This is a genomic window from Streptomyces yangpuensis (assembly GCF_024666385.1).
GTDB lineage: Bacteria > Actinomycetota > Actinomycetes > Streptomycetales > Streptomycetaceae > Streptomyces > Streptomyces yangpuensis.
This window is the reverse complement of the sequence record NZ_CP102514.1, coordinates 3,747,710-3,765,372: the sequence shown is the minus strand read 5'-3', so window position 1 is coordinate 3,765,372 and position 17,663 is coordinate 3,747,710. Positions and strand designations below refer to the sequence as shown.

The window sequence follows — 17,663 nt, the reverse complement described above, 5'->3', positions numbered from 1 at the left end:
CACAGGTGCGGTCGGGACTGACGGAGAGGGCTGCAACGTTATGGAAGAGCCGCGTCGCCTCGGCGGCCGGTACGAGCTGAGCCACGTGCTCGGCCGCGGTGGCATGGCCGAGGTCTACCTCGCCCACGACACCCGGCTCGGCCGTACCGTCGCCGTCAAGACCCTGCGTGCCGACCTCGCCCGCGACCCGTCCTTCCAGGCCCGGTTCCGGCGCGAGGCCCAGTCGGCCGCGTCGCTGAACCATCCGGCGATCGTCGCCGTCTACGACACCGGCGAGGACTACGTCGACAACATTTCCATCCCGTACATCGTGATGGAGTACGTCGACGGTTCGACCCTGCGCGAGCTGCTGCACTCGGGCCGCAAGCTGCTGCCCGAGCGCACGCTGGAGATGTGCATCGGCATCCTCCAGGCCCTGGAGTACTCGCACCGCGCCGGCATCGTGCACCGTGACATCAAGCCCGCCAACGTGATGCTGACCCGCACCGGCCAGGTCAAGGTCATGGACTTCGGCATCGCCCGCGCCATGGGCGACTCGGGCATGACCATGACGCAGACGGCCGCAGTCATCGGCACGGCCCAGTACCTCTCCCCGGAGCAGGCCAAGGGCGAGCAGGTAGACGCGCGCTCCGACCTCTACTCCGCGGGCTGCCTGCTCTACGAACTCCTCACCGTGCGGCCCCCGTTCGTCGGCGACTCGCCGGTGGCCGTGGCCTACCAGCACGTGCGGGAGGAGCCGCAGCCCCCGTCGAACTTCGACCCCGAGATCACGCCCGAGATGGACGCCATCGTCCTCAAGGCACTGGTCAAGGACCCCGACTACCGCTACCAGTCGGCGGACGAGATGCGTGCCGACATCGAGGCCTGCCTCGACGGCCAGCCCGTCGCCGCCACGGCCGCCATGGGCGCGGCCGGCTACGGCTACCCGCACGACCAGGGCCACGGCTACGGCCCGCAGGGCTACGACCAGCCCACCACCGCCCTGCGCACCGCCGACTCCGGCGCCCAGACGTCGATGATGCCGCCCATGCCCCCGGGCGACGGCGGCTACGGCTACGGCGACCAGGGCCACGGCGGCTACGACCAGGGCTCGAACCGCCGCCAGAGCCAGAAGAAGAGCAAGGCGTCCACCGTGCTGCTCGTGGCGGCCGGCATCCTCGTGCTGGTCGGCGCGATCCTGATCGGCCGGGCCCTGTCCTCGAACACGGCCGACAACCGGCCCAGTGTGCCCAAGCTGGTGGGGCAGACCCTGGAACAGGCGACGAAGAGCGCGGAGAACTCCAAGCTCAAGGTGGTCAAGGGCGCCGACGCGCCCTGCGACGACCAGCCCAAGGGCAATGTCTGCAAGCAGGAGCCGGAGGCGGGCACCAAGGTCGACGAGGGCTCGACGGTCACGATCACCGTCTCCTCGGGCGCCCCGAAGGTGTCCGTGGTCGACGTGCTCAACATGAAGTACGAAGAGGCCGAGAAGGCGCTGAAGGACAAGGGCTTCCAGGTCGACCGCAAGACGCAGGAGTCCGACCGCACCCCGGGGACGGTCCTGGACCAGAACCCGAAGGCCGGTTCCGAGGCCGAGAAGAACAGCGTGATCACGCTGACGGTCGCCAAGGAGCAGTCCAAGTCCGAGGTCCCCGACCTCAAGGGCAAGACCAAGGACGAGGCGGAGAAGGCCCTCAAGGCCGTCAACCTCCGGCTCGGCAGCGTCACGGAGTCCGACCAGCAGGCCGGCGCCCCTCCGGGCACGGTCATCGGCCAGCAGATCGCGGCGGGCCAGCAGATCGAGCAGGGCAAGTCGGTGGGCATCACCATCGCCAAGGCCGCGCAGGCGACGGTGGTCCCGAACTTCGCCGGCCGGACCCTGGGCCAGTACAAGAACGAGCTCCAGCGGGCCAACCTTCGGGTCGGCATCGTCACCGGTCCCTCGGACGACAACGCGATCGTGGTGGGCACCGACCCGCAGCCCGGCACGCCGGGCACCTCGGGGCAGGCCGTGAACGTGTTCACGATGGCCGGTCAGCAGGGCGGGAACAACGGCGGCGGCATCTTCGACGGCCTGACCGGCGGCGGAGGCCGCCGCTGACACCGGCACGGTGCGAACGCGAAAGGGTCCGGCCTTCCTCTCCGCTGAAGAGGAAGGCCGGACCCTTTCCGTACGCGGCCGCATGCGGGCACCCACAGGCGGTCCTCTGCGGTCCTCTGCGGCCCTTTGGCGGTACGGCCGGGGCCGGAGGGCCGCCTGGGACCCGCAGCGGCTCCCAGGGCCCCCAGGGCCACTCAGGACCCCGGGGGTGCCCGTATCAGCGCCCGCGCCGGTGCCGGCGCAGCGGCCGTGTCAGCGCAGTTCCGCCGGCAGGGTGCGCTTCGCGTCCACCTTCTCGGTGCGGACCAGCTCGCCCCACACGATGTAGCGGTACTTCGACGTGTAGACCGGCGTGCAGGTGGTGAGCGTGATGTACCGGCCCGGAGCGGTCCTGCCGGACTCCTTGGGGACCGGGTTGATCACGTCGGTGTTGTACTTCGAGGTCTGGCGCAGCTCCGCGAAGACCTTGTAGACGTACCAGGTGTCCCGGGTCTCGAAGACGATCGCGTCGCCGTTCTTCACCTTGTCGATGTTGTGGAACTTCGCCCCGTGCCCGTCCCGGTGCGCGGCGAGCGAGAAGTTGCCCTTCTCCTCCCAGGGCAGCGCCGACTTCACCGGCTCCGTGTAGTAGCCGGCCACACCGTCGTCGAGGATGTCCGGCGCAGTGCCCGCCTTGACGAGCACCTCGCCGTTCTTCATCGCCGGTACGTGCAGGAAGCCGACCCCGCCCCTGGTGTCGAGTGCTCCCGGCCCGGCCTGCTCGGGGGCCGGGGCCTGCCACTGCCGGCGGATCTCGTCGCCCCGCGCGGCGGCGTGCCGGTCGGCGAGGACGTTGGTCCACCACAGCGAGTACGCCACGAACAGGCCCAGCACCAGGCCCACGGTGATCAGGACCTCTCCCAGCAGGCTCAGGAACCCGGCGAGCACACTGCGGCTGCCGGCGGGCGGGGCCGCGGCGCGGCGGCTGGCACGAGACACGCTTGATTCGTCCTTAGCTGGTCAGCGCGGGCGGCGGGCCCTGGCTGCGGGGGCGTTCCTCGGTCATCCTGCCCCATACGATCATCCGGTAGGTGCTGGTGAACTCCGGGGTGCAGGTGGTCAGCGTGATGTACCGGCCCGCGGAAGTGAACCCCGAGCCCTCCGGCACGGGTTTGATCACCCCGATGTTCGTCGGCGGTGTCTGCGCCAGCGACGAGGTCATCTCGTACGTGTAGTACGCGTCCCGGGTCTCGACCACGACGGGATCCCCGGGCACCAGCCGGTTGATGTAGCGGAACGGCTCCCCGTGGGTGTTGCGGTGTCCGGCCACCGCGAAGTTGCCCTGCTTGTCGGCGGGCATCGCGGTCTTCAGCGCGCCCTCGCCGTAGTGCCCGACCATGCCCTTGTCCAGCACCTTGGGCTTGCTGATGCCCTCGGCGACCGGGACCTTCACGTCCAGCTTGGGGATGTGGAGGATCGCGAAGCCCTGGCCCGGTTCGAAGGCCGTTACGGGCGGTGCGGCCGCCGCGCCGTCCGGCTGCCGCTCCCAGGTCTGCCGCAGCGAGCCGGCGGCGCCGTTCGCCGTCCGCTCGGCCACCAGGTTCGTGTACCAGAGCTGGTAGGCGACGAACAGCAGCATCACGAGGCCCACCGTGATGAAGAGCTCCCCGCCCAGCCGGCTCGCGATGATCACCGGGCCGCCCGACGCCGGCGGCCTGCGCCGCCGCCCGCCCCTCCTCCGGGAGTTCCTGGCGGCCCGTTTCGCGGCCTCCTGAGCTGCCCTGCGTCGCGCGGCCCGGCCCTCCGTGGGCGCGGACGGCGCGACCGTCGTCACGCGACGGCCTTGCCCACCACCGGGGCCAGTCCCACCGAGCGTTCCACCGCGCCGGCGTCACCGCAGCGCACCAGCCAGTTCGCGAGCATCCGGTGACCCCATTCGGTCAGCACCGACTCGGGGTGGAACTGCACGCCCTCGACGTCGTGCTCCCGGTGGCGCAGGCCCATGATGATCCCGTCCTCGGTCCGGGCCGTGACCTCCAGGGCGTCGGGCAGGGTCCCGGGCTCGGCCGCGAGGGAGTGGTACCGGGTCGCGGTGAACGGCGAGGGCAGCCCCTGGAACACACCCAGGCCCTCGTGCACCACGGGCGAGGTCTTGCCGTGGAGCAGCTCGGGGGCCCGGCCCACGACGCCCCCGTAGGCGACCGCCATGGACTGCATGCCGAGGCACACGCCGAAGACGGGGACGCCGGTGCCGGCACAGTGCCGGACCATGTCCACGCAGACGCCGGCCTCCTCGGGCGTGCCCGGCCCGGGGGAGAGCAGTACGCCGTCGAAACCGTCCTGCGCGTGCGCGAGGGCGACCTCGTCGTTGCGCAGCACCTCACACTCGGCTCCGAGCTGGTAGAGGTACTGGACCAGGTTGAAGACGAAGCTGTCGTAGTTGTCGACCACCAGAATGCGTGCGCTCACGGCGTGGCTCCCGATCCCTCGTCCACCGTCACATCGTTGAACGGAAGGAGCGGCTCGGCCCACGGGAAGACGTACTGGAACAGCACGAAGACCACGGCGAGGACCAGTACGAGGGAGATCAGCGCGCGTACCCACGCGTTGCCCGGCAGATGCCGCCAGATCCAGCCGTACATGCCGCCTGATTCCTTTTCGTCCACATTCGTTCAACGCACCGCGGGGGCGGTACGCGAACAGACTAAAGGCAGCGGCCCGGCGGGGAGGGTCACCTGGACGAACCCTCCGGTCCGCCCTCCGCGGCGGCGCGCGTCCCGGTCAGTTCCGCCCAGACCACGAGCCGGTGGCTGTGCCCCCATTCGGGGTCGCAGGTGGTCAGCGTCAGGTACCGGCCCGGTGCCGTGAACGGGGACTTCGGCGGGACCGGATCGACCACGGCCACGTCGGTGGGCAGGGTGCGCAGGGGCCCGCCCCGGATCGTGTACGTGTACCGGGTGCCCGCGTCCTTGAGGATCACCTCGTCCCCCGGACGCAGCCGGGGGAAGTCCTTGAAGGGGTCTCCGTAGGTGCGGCGGTGGCCGGCCACGGAGAAGTTCCCGACGGCGCCGAGGCGGGCGGTGGCGGTGTAGTGGCCCAGGCCCTTCTTGAGCAGCTCCGGATCCGTGCCCTCCAGAACGGGCCGGACCCAGTCGGGTCCGAAACGCGGGATGTACATCTCGGCGAAGGCCCGGCCGGCCGGGTAGCGCGGTTCTGCGGATGCGGATGCGGATGCGGATGCGGGGGCGGGTGCGGGGGCCGCGGCCGGGGCGGCCGGGGCCGTCGGCGGCGCCGCGGCGGCCCAGCTGTCGCGCAGCCGGGCCATCTCGCCGTCCGCGGCGCGGTCCGCCTTGACCCCGGTCCACACCAGGACGTAGACGACGAAGAGCACGATCAGGGTGCCCGCCGTCAGGCACACCTCGCTGAACGTCCGTACCGCCAGGCGCAGCAGGACGTCGGGACGGACCCGGTCACGGGGTGGTGCCCACCGGCTTCGCATAGTGGAGGTCCACTGTGCCGGAGTAGGGCGGAAGTGTCAGCGCCTTGTGCTCGTCCACTTTCCAGCCCAGGCCGTAGGCGTTGACGTACGCCTGGTAGTTCTGCAGGGCCGGGGAGGCGGCGAGGGCCTTCTTGAGCGCCGCCGGGTCGCCGACCGCCGAGATCTTGTACGGGGGCGAGTAGACGCGGCCCTGGAGGATCAGGGTGTTGCCCACACAGCGCACCGCGCTGGTGGAGATGAGGCGCTGGTCCATGACCTGGATGCCCTCGGCGCCGCCCTGCCACAGGGCGTTCACCACGGCTTGGAGGTCCTGCTGGTGGATCACCAGGTCGTTGGGCTGCGGCTCGGGCACATTGGGGATGCGGGCGGTCGCGTTCGGCGGGGCGTCGTTGAGGGTGACCGTCAGGCCCTTGCCGGAGAGTTCCTCGGTGCCCGAGGCGGCGCGCAGGGCGGCCAGCTTCGCGTCCTCGGCCCCGGTGCTGCCGTCGTCGCGGTCGGCGAGGGCGTCCACGCGGGCGCGCGCCGCTCCGGTGCTCTCCTCCAGCTCCGCGTTGTCCTGGCTGCGTTCCTTGATCAGGTCCGACAGCTTCAGGAGCGAGGCGTCCGTGCGGATGTTCGTACCCTTGGAGGTGTTGAAACTGGTGACGAAGAGCAGCCCGGCCAGGGCGAAGACGGCCGCCGTCAGCAACCGGACCGGCCTGGCCCGGCGACGGGGACCCGTGGAGGAGTCGTCTGAATTGCTCAACGTACCCTTCTCCTTCAACGCCACAGGTCCACTACGCTAACGGACGCCCGGGGCAGGCAAGGTCCCCAGCGCATCGACAGGAGAGCCCCTCGTGCCGAAGTCACGTATCCGCAAGAAGGACGACTACACCCCGCCGCCCTCGCGGCAGCCGCAGAACATCCGGCTGACGAACCGCAGCTGGGTCGCCCCGGTCATGCTGGCGTTCTTCCTGATCGGTCTCGCGTGGATCGTCGTCTTCTACGTGACCGAGACCCAGCTGCCGGTCGAGGCCCTCGGCAACTGGAACATCGTGGTCGGTTTCGGCTTCATCGCGGCGGGATTCGGCGTTTCCACGCAGTGGAAGTAGCACCCGGCAGTCCCTGACGGAAGCTCTCCCCATGAGTTATCCACAGCGTCATCCACACCTGAGGAAAAGACAGAAGATCTGTGGATAACTCTGTGGAGAGTTGACGCCGGTGTGATCAGGTGAGTTCCGCCGTGCGGAGCACGATCAGTGCCGCTGCCAGCAGGAACACCACCGCACAGGTGCCCCACTGGACGAGCGCGCGACTGCGGGCGCCGGTCGGCGCGAGCATGCCCAGTCCCACCAGCGCACCCGTGATCAGACCGCCCACGTGGGCCTGCCAGGACACCCGCATGACGCCCCCGAGCGGGACGAAGGTCAGCACCAGCATCAGCACGACCATGATGATCACCGGCCGCATCTCGTACCTCAGCCGCCGGGCCAGCACCACGGTCGCGCCGAGCAGGCCGAAGATCGCCCCGGACGCGCCGACGGTCCGGACGCCCGGATCGGCCAGGAGATAGACGAAAACGCTCGCGCCGAGGCCCGACAACAGGTAGACGGCGAGGTACCGGGTCCGGCCGAGGGCCGCCTCCAGCGGACCGCCGATGACCCACAGCGCGATCATGTTGCTGATGATGTGCCACCACTCGGTGTGCAGGAACACCGAGGTCAGCAGCCGGTGGTACTCGCCGCCCGCGACGCCGTGGACGGGGCCGCCGAGGTATTCGAGGTAGCCGCCGACCAGCTGCAGCTGCACCACCAGCGCCGGGGCGAGCAGGCAGAGGAAGAACACGGCCACATTGATCCCGATGAGGATCTTGGTGACCAGCTGGGGGTCCTCGGCGACCACACCGCCCGCGATGGTGCGCGGCGCGTTGGCGGCGGGCCGGCGCCCGGTCCCGGGACCGGCGCGGACGCACTCGGGGCACTGGAACCCCACCGCCGCGCTGATCATGCAATCGGGGCAGATCGGGCGTTCGCAGCGGGTGCAGCTGATCCCCGTGTCGCGGTCCGGGTGGCGGTAGCAGCCCGGCAGACGGTCGGTGTCCATCGGTCCCCTCGGTCGGCGGCGGGGCGAGCGGTGCGCACCCCGCCGGTCCGGTACGTAAGCAGTACGGACGGGCGGGGCGGAAAGGTTCCCGGAAGCGGGTGACGCGGTGGGACGGAGGCGCGGGGGCGCGGGGCGCGGGGCGCGGTGAGACGGTGACGCCGTGGAGCGGTGGCGCGGTGGCGCGGACCGGGCCGTCAGCGCTTCTCGACGACGACGGACTTGATGATCACGTCGTCCAGCGGCCGCTCGGTGCGCGGGTTGGTGGCGCCGGAGGCGATCGCGTCCACGACCTTCCGGCTCGCCGGGTCGGTGACCTCGCCGAAGATGGTGTGCTTGCGCGTCAGCCACGCGGTCGGGGCGACGGTGATGAAGAACTGCGAGCCGTTGGTGCCCGGCCCGGCGTTGGCCATGGCGAGCAGGTACGGCTTGGTGAAGGCCAGGTCGGGGTGGAACTCGTCCGCGAACGCGTAGCCGGGACCGCCGGTGCCGTTGCCGAGCGGGTCACCGCCCTGGATCATGAAGCCGCTGATGACACGGTGGAAGACGGTGCCGTCGTACAGCGGGTCCGTGGTCTTCTGGCCGTCGGTGGGGCGCGTCCACTCGCGGGCGCCCGTGGCGAGCTCGACGAAGTTCCGGACGGTCTTCGGAGCGAAGTTCTCCAGGAGCTCGATCTCGATGTCGCCGTGCGTGGTCTTCAGGGTGGCGTAGAGCTTCTCGGCCACGGATCTGCCTTCCATAGTCATCACTGTCGGTCCAGATGGTCGCACGGAGCGCTCCGCGGCACTGAAATCCTCCACTCGTATGCCCTGTCACGCATGTCTGTCGGCGTTATGACAGGCATGATCCGACAAAGGGTGGAAAGGTGAACTGTGTCCGCCACCGAGGAGGAGGAACCCGTGACCGGCAAGGACAGCGCGCGCCTGGCAGCCGAGAGCGCCAGGGACAGCGTGCGGTACGCGGCTGAAATGGTGGCGCCGTACGCGGAATCCGCCAGGGACGCTGCGGTGCACTACGCGCACGAGGCCAACGAACGGCTGACGCCGATGGTGTCCCAGGCGGCCACCGGCGCCGCGCGCCAGGCCCGAATGACCTACGACTGCCATCTGCAGCCGCGGCTGAAGGCGGCGCGGGCGCACGTACCGCCCCCCGTGGACCGGGCGGCGACGCGCGCGGTGCACCAGACCCGCCTGGCGGCCCGTCAGGCCGCCGACTACACCCAGCCGAAGATCGAGAGCGCCCTCGCGGCCGCCACGCCCGTCGCCGAGGAGGCCGCGTCGCGGTCGACGGCGGCCCTGGCGGCGCTGCGTGGCCAGGTGACCGCCAAGGAAGTACAGAAGCTCGTACGCAAGCACGAGCGGGCGCGCCGCCGCGGCAAGGTGCTGCGCGGTGCCGCGGTGGTCGGTCTGCTCGCGGCCGGCGCGTATCTGGCCTGGCGGTGGTGGGACCAGCAGTCGAACCCGGACTGGCTGGTCGAGCCGCCGGCGGCGACCGAGCTGTCCGACAGCGACGCCGCGCCGGCCAGCTTCGACGACGAACTGGCGGAGAAGGAGCGCGAGGCGGGCTCAGGACCGGAGCCGGGCCCGGGCCACTAGGCACTGGGCTCCGGCCACTGGGCACTGGGCACTGGGACGTTCCGGCATCGTGGACGGGCCCGGACCCCCGAGGGGTCCGGGCCCGTCCACGTCGGTCTGCGGCCGGAGCCGGGCGGTCAGGCGGGGAGCGTCAGGACCGCGCCCGGCGGCACCAGGTCGGGGTTGGCGCCGATGACACCTCTGTTCATGGCGTAGAGCTCGCGCCAGCGTGCCTCGTTGCCGAGCTCACGGGCGGCGATCGCGGCGAGCGTGTCGCCCTGCTGGACGGTGTAGGTGCGCTTCGTGGCGGCGGGCCCCGGCTTGGCCACCGGGGCCGCGGGCACCGCCTTGTGCGCGGCCGAGTGGGGCGTGGGCGTGTGCGCCGCCCCGGGCGCGGTGGAGGGCGGCGCGGGCTTCGGCATCGCGGCGGGCCTGGGCGGTGCGGGCACCGCCTTGTGCGCCGCCGAGCCGGGAGTCGGGGTCGCGGGGGCGGGCCCCGGCCTGGGCGGCGCGGCGGCCGCCATGCGCTCGGCGGCGGCCCTCGTCGCCGAGGCGGCGTCGGCCGCGGCGCTCCTGGAGCGGCCCGCCCCCTCGTCCGCCTGCTGCTGCGCCTGCTCCTTCGCCCTGTCGGCGCTCTCGTGCGCCTTCTTCTTGTCGGACTTCAGGAAATCGAAGAGTCCCATGTCTGTACGCCTCCGGCGTGTGGGTTCCCCCCTGGTGTCGATGCCCTTCTCCCCACTGTCCGCCACCGGGCGGCGGGCGGCCCAGCGACGGAGCCGTCCGGGGGACGCGCGGCCCGCGCGAACGGTCCAGCAAGGGACCGGGACGGGACCGGTAAGGGACAGGGACGACACGGCGCCGGCTCATTCCACCGGCTCCGCCCGAAGGCCCGGAAGAGGTGCCGGACCCGGACAGTCAACTCCGTTCAGGGCGGGGCCGGAAGGCCGCCCGGCGGCGGGGTCCGCCGCGAACGGACGGCGGCGCGGGGGGAGCTGCACCGGGGGCCGCACCGGGGGGGAGCTGCACCGCAGGTCCCGCGCCCGGGGCCGCCGGGGGCATCCCGGGGAGGAACGGCCGGGCAGACCTTCGGCGTCCGAGGGCATGAAAAATGCCCCCTGAGCCGCGTTTTCGCAGATCAGAGGGCACTGGGATGTGGAGCCTAGGAGATTCGAACTCCTGACATCTGCCTTGCAAAGGCAGCGCTCTACCAACTGAGCTAAGGCCCCATGGAACTGGACACACCGGTCCCGCGTGAGGGATGTGGTCGTTCCGCAGAACAGAGTACCGGGTCTACCCCCTCATCTCGCAAAATGATAGGGACTCCCGCCCTGCGACCACTCTCCGTAAGATGCTCGCGAGGTTCGCACCAGCGAAGGGGAGTAGTAAGAGTGGACGCAGTGCAGCAAGAGGCCACGGCCAGAGCCAGAGAGCTCCAGCGAAGCTGGTACGGAGAGCCGCTGGGGGCGCTCTTCCGCAGGCTCATAGACGACCTCGGCCTGAACCAGGCCCGTCTCGCTGCAGTACTCGGACTGTCGGCGCCCATGCTGTCCCAGCTGATGAGCGGCCAGCGCGCCAAGATCGGAAATCCTGCCGTGGTCCAGCGCGTCCAGGCCCTCCAGGACCTCGCCGGACAGGTGGCCGACGGCAGCGTCAGCGCGGCGGAGGCGACCGACCGGATGGACGAGATCAAGAAGACCCAGGGGGGATCCGTCCTCAGCAGCAGCGGCCAGACCACCACCGGTTCCGGCGCACCCACCGTCAAGCGCGTGGTCCGCGAGATCCAGTCGCTGCTGCGCTCGGTCTCCGCGGCCGGCGACATCATCGACGCGGCGAACAGCCTCGCCCCCAGCCACCCTGAACTGGCAGAGTTCCTCCGGGTGTACGGGGCGGGCCGCACCGCGGACGCGGTCGCCCACTACGAGGCGCACCAGAACTGACGAGCACGACGACGGACAACAGGGTGACGGGGGACGGGCGCAGCCATGGGTGAGGTCTTCGCCGGCCGGTACGAGCTGATCGATCCGATCGGGCGCGGTGGCGCGGGCGCCGTGTGGCGGGCCTGGGACCACCGCCGTCGCCGCTACGTCGCCGCGAAGGTGCTGCTGCAGAGCGACGCCCACACGCTCCTGCGGTTCGTACGGGAGCAGGCGCTGCGGATCGACCACCCGCACGTACTGGCGCCGGCGAGCTGGGCGGCCGACGACGACAAGGTCCTCTTCACCATGGACCTGGTCGGCGGCGGCTCCCTCGGCCATGTGATCGGGGACTACGGCCCCCTCCCGCCCCGCTTCGTGTGCACCCTGCTCGACCAGCTGCTGTCGGGCCTGGCGGCGGTGCACGCGGAAGGCGTCGTGCACCGCGACATCAAACCGGCCAACATCCTCATGGAGGCCACCGGAAGCGGGCGGCCGCACCTGCGGCTGTCCGACTTCGGCATCTCCATGCGCAAGGGCGAGCCCCGCCTGACCGAGACCGACTACGTGGTCGGCACGCCGGGCTATTTCGCGCCCGAGCAACTGATGGGGGCGGAACCCGACTTCGCCGCGGACCTCTTCGCCGTGGGCCTGGTCTCCCTGTACCTCCTCCAGGGCAGCAAGCCCGACTCCCGGGCCCTGGTGGACCACTTCCTCGCACACGGGACCCCGGACGCCCCGCAGGGCGTTCCCGCCCCGCTCTGGGACGTCATCGCGAACCTCCTGCAGCCCGACCCCCAGAACCGGTTCCGGACGGCCACCGGGGCGCGCAAGGCCCTTGCCGCGGCCGTGGAGCTGCTGCCCGCACCCGCCCCGGACGAGGATCCGGTGGAGGTCTTCGACCAACTCGGCCCGCTGCCGCCCGGTTTCGGCCCCGAGGGGCCCGAGGGGCCGAAGGGCGGGGCCCCGTCCACACTCCCGTCCACACTCCCGTCCGCGGCCCCCTCCGCGTCGGCCACGGCTGTCGCGGCGACCCCGCAGGCGCCCGCCGTCGCCGATCCCCGCAGTGCCGCCGCCACGGTGCCCGTCGTCCCGCAGCAGGCCGCCGCCACGGCCGAAGCGCCCGCGCACGTACCCGCGTACGGGGCCTCGTACGGGCCCGCGTACGGCTCTTCGGAGACGGGCAGCTTCCACCTGCCCCCGCCGGCCGTACCGGCCGCGCCCGGGGCACCCGCCGCGGCGGTCCCGGCGCGCGGCGGCATCGCCCCGCCCCCGGCGAAGGCGGTGGCCTCGCTGCTCGCCGCGGCGCTGGTGTGCTTCGCGGTCGGCGTCTGGGCCCTCACGCAGATGTAGCGCCGCGCCCCCGCCGGCCGAGCAGGACCCAGCCGCCCAGCACCGCCAGCAGCAGTGTCCCGCCGCCGAAGCCGGCGCTCGCGACGACGCGCATCACCGAGCGGGTCCCGGCCGCCTCGGCGGCCTCCGGGGCCGTGAGGCCCTCCTTCGCCGCCGCCCGGTCGTCGGCCCCGACCCCGAAGCCGCCCGCGGCCGGATCCTCCTTGTACGCGGGCCCCTTGGCCGGGGTGCCGGCCACCTCCAGCCGCAGCGTCAGCGGGACGGGGACCGCGTCCTCGGTGAAGTCGGCGACCTTCCCGCCCATCGTCACGGCGATGTAGTACCAGCCCGCGACGCCGACGGGCTGGGTCTCACGGTCGCTGGAGAATCGGTTCACGTAGTCCACGGGCGGCGTCTTCTCCAGGGTGACCCCCGCCTGCACGCCGTCGTAGGACACCTCCTTGCCCGAAACCGCGGCCCGGTAGGGGTTGTAGAGGGTGACGGCCAGTCCGCCCGAGGCGGAGCTGTACTTCTTGGTCACGCTGGCGGCGGAGAGCTCCGCTCCCAGGCCGAGCCGCTGCCCCCAGTCCAGCGGGACGCGGTACCAGCGGGTCTGCCCGGGCCGCAGCTCGTCGCGCCACACTCCGGCGCCCAGGGCCCGTGCGTCGTTGAAGCCGGTGCCGCCGGCGCGGCCGACCGCCTCGGTGCCGGGCAGGGACGGCGCCTCCGTGGGCCGGCCGCTGGGCGCGGCGGTCGGGGCGCCGGCGCCGCGGCCCGGTTCGCGCTGCACCTTCAGTTCGAGCGGCCACGGGCTCTGGTCGGAGTCCTTGGCCGAAGTCCGGGTGACCTTCGCGTAGTAGACACCCGAGGCCGCGCATGCCTCGTCCTCGGTACCCCGGCGGACGCCGGCGGCGGCGAGGGGCACGGCGTCGTAGCCGAAGGTCGCGCGGCCGGTGCTGTTGTCGCAGGACTTCCCCGCGGTGGTGATCAGCTCGACCTCGATGCCGTCGCTGCCGGAGACCTTGGCCCCCGCCGGGGGCCGGACCACGGCGCTGACGTAGGCGTCGGAGCCGTCGCCGGCCAGGACGAGGCGGTAGAAGCGCGGCCCGGGCCCGATGGTGTCCTCGTAGGTCTTCCCGGCCTCGACGAGCGGGGCGTCGGCCGAGGAGGGCTTGCCCTCGACCGGCACGGCGCCGTCGGCGGGGCGGTAGGCGGGCAGCGGCCGGGGTGCGCTCTCCCCGGCGTACGCGGCCACGGGCACGCCGGCCACCACCGTGCCGAGGGCCACCGCCCACACCGTCGTCCGTACCCGACCCATCACGCCCACCCCGAGTTTGCTACCGCAAGCCAAATCTTTGCAAAACGTAAGTTTTCGTCACAGAACAGCACAAAGCCCCGGCCGCAGCGGCAGCCGGGGCTTCATGACTCAGCCTTCGGTCTCACACACCGGAACCAGAGGGCACGGAGTCGGTTGCCTCCGTCCACAGGTCCTGCTCGGCGCGGTCCGCCTGGATCTGGCGGTACACGAGGAGCCCGCCGATGGCGGCCAGTGCGACCAGGAGCAGCTTCTTCACCGCGCGACCTCGTCTTTCGTTGACGTAGGGGACTTCTGGCGCCCAACAATACACACCGACCGATACCGATCGGTGACCTGCCGGTCCGCCAACTGGCCCAACGAAGAAGACCCCCAGGCCATGGGCCTGGGGGTCTTCAACACTGTGGGGCTAACAGGATTTGAACCTGTGGCCTCATCCTTATCAGGGATGCGCTCTAACCAACTGAGCTATAGCCCCATCCGCGCTGCGCGCTGACTCCTGAAGATTAGCGCACAGACCCGGTCAGGCCAAAATCCGTTCCCGGAGGGCGTCTGCGCAGGTCATCCGACCCCTCACAGGCGCTCCGCCGGGAGGCCTACTCGTCCTCGGCGAGGGTGAGCTCGACGCCGCCGACGAATCCCGCCGACAGGTTGTAGATGAACGCGCCCAGCGTCGCCAGCGCCGTCGCCAGCACCACGTCGATCACCGCGATCACCGACGTGAAGATCAGCACGCGCGGCAGCGACATGAACGCCTGGAGGTCGAAGCCGTTGCCCTCGTTCGAGCCGGTCGCCTCGCTGATCGTGCCGCCCACGGTCGAGAAGACGCCCATCGCGTCCATGACCATCCACAGCACCGCCGCCGCCACGATCGTGCAGATGCCCAGCGCGATCGACAGCAGGAAGCTGACCTTCATCACCGACCACGGGTCGGCCTTGGCCACCCGCAGCCGCGCCTTGCGCGTCCTGGGAGCCGTACGCACCGGCGTACGGGGCTTGCGCTGGGTGGTGGCTCCCGCGCCGCCGCCGCGCGGCGCACCCGGGCCCGCGGGGGCCGCGTAGGCCTGCGGCGGCTGGTACGGCTGCGCGGGCTTGTCCGTGCCGGCAGCGGGCTCGGCCTCCGCGCCGTCCGGGGCCTGCGGTCCTCGGGTGTCCGTCACGGTTCCCCCCTGGGAGTCCGCGGCGGGGCCACGGGCACCGTTCGCTCCATTCTTGGCCGGTCCGGCGCCCGTGGCTCCACTCACGACTTACTCCTCGTGCTCCCCGGCCGAAGGCTGCGTGCCCTCGGCTGCCTCGACGGCCTGTGCGTCGGCCGCCTCGGTCTCGTTCTCGTCGGCCTCGACCTCGTCAGCTTCCTGACCGGCCTCGGCGTTGCGGGCGATGCCGACCACGGCATCACGCTTGCCCAGGTTGATCAGCTGGACGCCCATGGTGTCACGGCCGGTCTCCCTGACTTCATTGACGCGCGTACGAATCACACCACCGCTGAGCGTGATGGCGAGAATCTCGTCCGTTTCGTCCACCACGAGCGCCCCGACGAGGGACCCGCGGTCCTCCACGATCTTCGCGGCCTTGATGCCCAGACCGCCACGACCCTGGACGCGGTACTCGTCGACCGCCGTCCGCTTGGCGTAGCCGCCGTCGGTCGCGGTGAAGACGAACGTACCGGGCCGGACCACGCTCATGGAGAGCAGTTCGTCTCCTTCCCGGAAACTCATGCCCTTCACGCCTGAGGTCGCGCGGCCCATCGGGCGCAGCGCGTCGTCGGTCGCGGTGAAGCGGATCGACTGCGCCTTCTTGCTGATCAGCAGCAGGTCGTCCTCGGCGGACACCAGCTCGGCACCGATCAGCTCGTCATCGCTGCCGTCCTCGGTCTCCCGGAGGTTGATGGCGATGACACCGCCGGAGCGCGGCGAGTCGTAGTCCTTGAGCGCCGTCTTCTTCACCAGGCCGCCCTTGGTGGCGAGGATCAGGTAGGGCGCCGCCTCGTAGTCGCGGATGGCGAGGATCTGCGCGATCTTCTCGTCCGGCTGGAAGGCCAGCAGGTTCGCCACATGCTGCCCGCGCGCGTCCCGGCCGGCGTCCGGCAGCTCGTACGCCTTGGACCGGTAGACCCGGCCCTTGTTCGTGAAGAACAGCAGCCAGTGGTGCGTGGTGGAGACGAAGAAGTGGTCGACCAGGTCGTCCTGCTTCAGCTTCGTCCCGCGCACGCCCTTGCCGCCGCGCTTCTGCGAGCGGTAGTCCTCGGTCTTGGTGCGCTTGACGTAACCGCCGTGCGTGATGGTGACGACGATGTCCTCTTCGGCGATCAGGTCCTCGATGGACATGTCACCGTCGAAGGGCACCAGCTTGGAACGCCGGTCGTCACCGAACTTCTCGACGAGCGCGGCCAGTTCCTCGCTGACGATGGAGCGCTGGCGGTCCTCGGAGGCCAGGATCGCGTTGTACTCGTTGATCCGGGCCTGGAGCTCGTCGTGCTCGGCGACGATCTTCTGCCGCTCCAGGGCGGCGAGGCGGCGCAGCTGCATCTCCAGGATCGCGTTCGCCTGGATCTCGTCGATCTCCAGCAGGCCCATCAGGCCCTCGCGCGCGATCTCGACCGTGTTGCTGCGCCGGATCAGCGCGATGACCTCGTCGATCGCGTCCAGGGCCTTGAGCAGACCGCGCAGGATGTGGGCGCGCTCCTCGGCCTTGCGCAGGCGGAAGCGCGTGCGCCGGACGATGACCTCGATCTGGTGCGTCACCCAGTGGCGGATGAAGGCGTCGATCGAGAGGGTGCGCGGCACCCCGTCCACCAGCGCCAGCATGTTCGCGCCGAAGTTCGTCTGCAGATCGGTGTGCTTGTAGAGGTTGTTCAGCACGACCTTGGCGACGGCGTCGCGCTTGAGCACGATCACCAGGCGCTGGCCGGTCCGCGAGGAGGTCTCGTCGCGGACGTCGGCGATGCCGCCGATCTTGCCGTCCTTGACCAGGTCGGCGATCTTCTGCGCGAGGTTGTCCGGGTTGGTCTGGTACGGCAGCTCCGTGACCACCAGGCACTGGCGGTTCTGGATCTCCTCGACCTCGACCACCGCGCGCATCGTGATGGAGCCGCGCCCGGTCCGGTACGCCTCCTCGATGCCCTTGCGGCCCACGACGAGGGCGCCCGTCGGGAAGTCCGGGCCCTTGATGCGCTCCAGGAGCGCGTCCTGGAGCTCCTCGTGCGTGGCGTTCGGGTGCTCCAGCGCCCACTGGGCACCGGCGGCGACCTCGCGCAGGTTGTGCGGCGGGATGTTGGTCGCCATACCGACCGCGATGCCGGCGCTGCCGTTGACCAGCAGGTTCGGGAAGCGCGCCGGGAGGACCGTCGGCTCCTGGTTGCGGCCGTCGTAGTTGTCCTGGAAGTCGACGGTCTCCTCGTCGATGTCCCGGAGCATCTCCATGGCCAGCGGCATCAGCTTGCACTCGGTGTAGCGCATGGCGGCCGCGGGGTCGTTGCCCGGGGAGCCGAAGTTGCCGTTGGAGTCCACCAGCGGCATGCGCATCGACCACGGCTGGGCCAGGCGGACCAGGGCGTCGTAGATGGAGCTGTCACCGTGCGGGTGGTAGGTGCCCATGACGTCGCCGACGACGCGGGCGCACTTGTAGAAGCCCTTCTCGGGCCGGTAGCCGCCGTCGTACATCGCGTACAGCACGCGCCGGTGGACGGGCTTGAGGCCGTCCCGCACGTCGGGCAGCGCACGCGAGACGATGACGGACATCGCGTAGTCGAGGTAGGAGCGCTGCATCTCCGTCTCGAGCCCGACGGGCTCGATGCGCAGCACGGGCTGCTCCTCCGCGGAATTCTCGGCGGTGGGGGTGGTTTCGTCGGCCATTGCTGGTCAGAAATCCTTTCAGGCGGCGGTCAGCGTCG

General features: G+C 71.0%; 17 protein-coding genes, 2 tRNA genes and 1 pseudogene. 5 read left to right on the top strand and 15 right to left on the bottom strand.

Translation table 11 applies throughout. From position 1 onward, the window contains the following. The first annotated feature begins 40 nt into the window (after positions 1–40). The gene (gene pknB, locus NRK68_RS17180; protein WP_183066409.1) at positions 41–2,080 is read left to right on the top strand and encodes a Stk1 family PASTA domain-containing Ser/Thr kinase; all 2,040 of its coding nucleotides are present in this window, start codon (positions 41–43) and stop codon (positions 2,078–2,080) included. A 252-nt stretch (positions 2,081–2,332) separates the two neighbouring features. On the opposite strand, the gene NRK68_RS17175 is transcribed toward pknB, so the two are convergent. From NRK68_RS17175 to NRK68_RS17150, 6 genes and pseudogenes are all read right to left on the bottom strand, one after another. After that, the gene (locus NRK68_RS17175) at positions 2,333–3,058 is read right to left on the bottom strand and encodes a class E sortase (protein WP_183066408.1); all 726 of its coding nucleotides are present in this window, start codon (positions 3,056–3,058) and stop codon (positions 2,333–2,335) included. A gap of 13 nt (positions 3,059–3,071) precedes the next feature. After that, positions 3,072–3,911: pseudogene (locus tag NRK68_RS17170) on the bottom strand (class E sortase); the annotation flags it as partial. Further along, entirely contained in the window at positions 3,890–4,528 is a 639-nt protein-coding gene (locus NRK68_RS17165; RefSeq protein WP_183066406.1) for an aminodeoxychorismate/anthranilate synthase component II, read from the bottom strand. The gene NRK68_RS17165 and the pseudogene NRK68_RS17170, both read right to left, overlap by 22 nt. Next, a complete protein-coding gene (locus NRK68_RS17160; protein WP_030011120.1) occupies positions 4,525–4,701 on the bottom strand; it encodes a hypothetical protein in 177 nt (58 codons plus the stop codon). The genes NRK68_RS17165 and NRK68_RS17160 overlap by 4 nt, the downstream gene beginning before the upstream one ends. 89 nt (positions 4,702–4,790) lie before the next feature. Continuing rightward, on the bottom strand, positions 4,791–5,558 hold the full coding sequence (locus tag NRK68_RS17155) for a class E sortase (protein ID WP_257856149.1): 768 nt from the start codon (positions 5,556–5,558) through the stop codon (positions 4,791–4,793). Then, positions 5,530–6,303 carry a DUF881 domain-containing protein gene (locus tag NRK68_RS17150; protein ID WP_183066404.1) on the bottom strand — a complete coding sequence of 258 codons (774 nt, stop codon included), beginning with the start codon at positions 6,301–6,303 and terminating at the stop codon, positions 5,530–5,532. Before NRK68_RS17150 ends, NRK68_RS17155 begins: the two co-directional genes overlap by 29 nt. A gap of 91 nt (positions 6,304–6,394) precedes the next feature. On the opposite strand from NRK68_RS17150, the gene crgA reads away from it, so the two are divergent. Then, entirely contained in the window at positions 6,395–6,649 is a 255-nt protein-coding gene (crgA, locus tag NRK68_RS17145; protein WP_046777658.1) for a cell division protein CrgA, read from the top strand. A gap of 115 nt (positions 6,650–6,764) precedes the next feature. On the opposite strand, the gene NRK68_RS17140 is transcribed toward crgA, so the two are convergent. Then, positions 6,765–7,640, bottom strand: a complete 876-nt coding sequence (locus tag NRK68_RS17140) for a rhomboid family intramembrane serine protease (protein ID WP_257856148.1) — start codon at positions 7,638–7,640, stop codon at positions 6,765–6,767. Positions 7,641–7,834: 194 nt separating this feature from the next. Next, the gene (locus NRK68_RS17135) at positions 7,835–8,362 is read right to left on the bottom strand and encodes a peptidylprolyl isomerase (RefSeq protein WP_030956755.1); all 528 of its coding nucleotides are present in this window, start codon (positions 8,360–8,362) and stop codon (positions 7,835–7,837) included. Positions 8,363–8,509: 147 nt separating this feature from the next. Here NRK68_RS17135 and NRK68_RS17130 point away from each other — a divergent pair, with 147 nt between their 5' ends. Further along, positions 8,510–9,232, top strand: coding sequence for a DUF5324 family protein (locus tag NRK68_RS17130; protein ID WP_257856147.1), 723 nt, complete (start codon positions 8,510–8,512; stop codon positions 9,230–9,232). Between the two features lie 116 nt (positions 9,233–9,348). Here the strand turns inward: NRK68_RS17130 and NRK68_RS36775 are convergent, their stop codons facing one another. After that, a complete protein-coding gene (locus NRK68_RS36775) occupies positions 9,349–9,894 on the bottom strand; it encodes a LysM peptidoglycan-binding domain-containing protein (RefSeq protein ID WP_183066402.1) in 546 nt (181 codons plus the stop codon). A gap of 470 nt (positions 9,895–10,364) precedes the next feature. Beyond that, positions 10,365–10,437 (bottom strand) — tRNA-Ala (locus tag NRK68_RS17120). A gap of 162 nt (positions 10,438–10,599) precedes the next feature. Here NRK68_RS17120 and NRK68_RS17115 point away from each other — a divergent pair. Further along, a complete protein-coding gene (locus NRK68_RS17115) occupies positions 10,600–11,148 on the top strand; it encodes a helix-turn-helix domain-containing protein (protein ID WP_030647515.1) in 549 nt (182 codons plus the stop codon). A gap of 45 nt (positions 11,149–11,193) precedes the next feature. Continuing rightward, the gene (locus NRK68_RS17110; RefSeq protein ID WP_257856146.1) at positions 11,194–12,477 is read left to right on the top strand and encodes a serine/threonine-protein kinase; all 1,284 of its coding nucleotides are present in this window, start codon (positions 11,194–11,196) and stop codon (positions 12,475–12,477) included. On the opposite strand, the gene NRK68_RS17105 is transcribed toward NRK68_RS17110, so the two are convergent. From NRK68_RS17105 to gyrA, 5 genes are all read right to left on the bottom strand, one after another. Then, a complete protein-coding gene (locus NRK68_RS17105; RefSeq protein WP_257857871.1) occupies positions 12,464–13,774 on the bottom strand; it encodes a hypothetical protein in 1,311 nt (436 codons plus the stop codon). The two genes, NRK68_RS17110 and NRK68_RS17105, sit on opposite strands and share 14 nt — an antisense overlap. A 121-nt stretch (positions 13,775–13,895) precedes the next feature. Then, the gene (locus NRK68_RS17100) at positions 13,896–14,030 is read right to left on the bottom strand and encodes a DLW-39 family protein (RefSeq protein WP_208809277.1); all 135 of its coding nucleotides are present in this window, start codon (positions 14,028–14,030) and stop codon (positions 13,896–13,898) included. A 145-nt stretch (positions 14,031–14,175) separates the two neighbouring features. Next, positions 14,176–14,249 (bottom strand) — tRNA-Ile (locus NRK68_RS17095). A gap of 118 nt (positions 14,250–14,367) precedes the next feature. Next, a complete protein-coding gene (locus NRK68_RS17090) occupies positions 14,368–14,931 on the bottom strand; it encodes a DUF3566 domain-containing protein (RefSeq protein ID WP_257856145.1) in 564 nt (187 codons plus the stop codon). An 87-nt stretch (positions 14,932–15,018) separates the two neighbouring features. Continuing rightward, on the bottom strand, positions 15,019–17,625 hold the full coding sequence (gyrA, locus tag NRK68_RS17085) for a DNA gyrase subunit A (RefSeq protein ID WP_183066398.1): 2,607 nt from the start codon (positions 17,623–17,625) through the stop codon (positions 15,019–15,021). Positions 17,626–17,663 lie beyond the last annotated feature (38 nt).

Excerpts from the sequence above, each read along its gene's own strand:
- gyrA (WP_183066398.1), bottom strand. The coding sequence starts at position 17,625 with ATGGCCGACGAAACCACCCCCACCGCCGAGAATTCCGCGGAGGAGCAG.
- NRK68_RS36775 (WP_183066402.1), bottom strand. The coding sequence starts at position 9,894 with ATGGGACTCTTCGATTTCCTGAAGTCCGACAAGAAGAAGGCGCACGAG.
- NRK68_RS17110 (WP_257856146.1), top strand. The coding sequence starts at position 11,194 with ATGGGTGAGGTCTTCGCCGGCCGGTACGAGCTGATCGATCCGATCGGG.
- NRK68_RS17155 (WP_257856149.1), bottom strand. The coding sequence starts at position 5,558 with ATGCGAAGCCGGTGGGCACCACCCCGTGACCGGGTCCGTCCCGACGTC.
- NRK68_RS17160 (WP_030011120.1), bottom strand. The coding sequence starts at position 4,701 with ATGTACGGCTGGATCTGGCGGCATCTGCCGGGCAACGCGTGGGTACGC.
- pknB (WP_183066409.1), top strand. The coding sequence starts at position 41 with ATGGAAGAGCCGCGTCGCCTCGGCGGCCGGTACGAGCTGAGCCACGTG.
- NRK68_RS17140 (WP_257856148.1), bottom strand. The coding sequence starts at position 7,640 with ATGGACACCGACCGTCTGCCGGGCTGCTACCGCCACCCGGACCGCGAC.
- NRK68_RS17105 (WP_257857871.1), bottom strand. The coding sequence starts at position 13,774 with ATGGGTCGGGTACGGACGACGGTGTGGGCGGTGGCCCTCGGCACGGTG.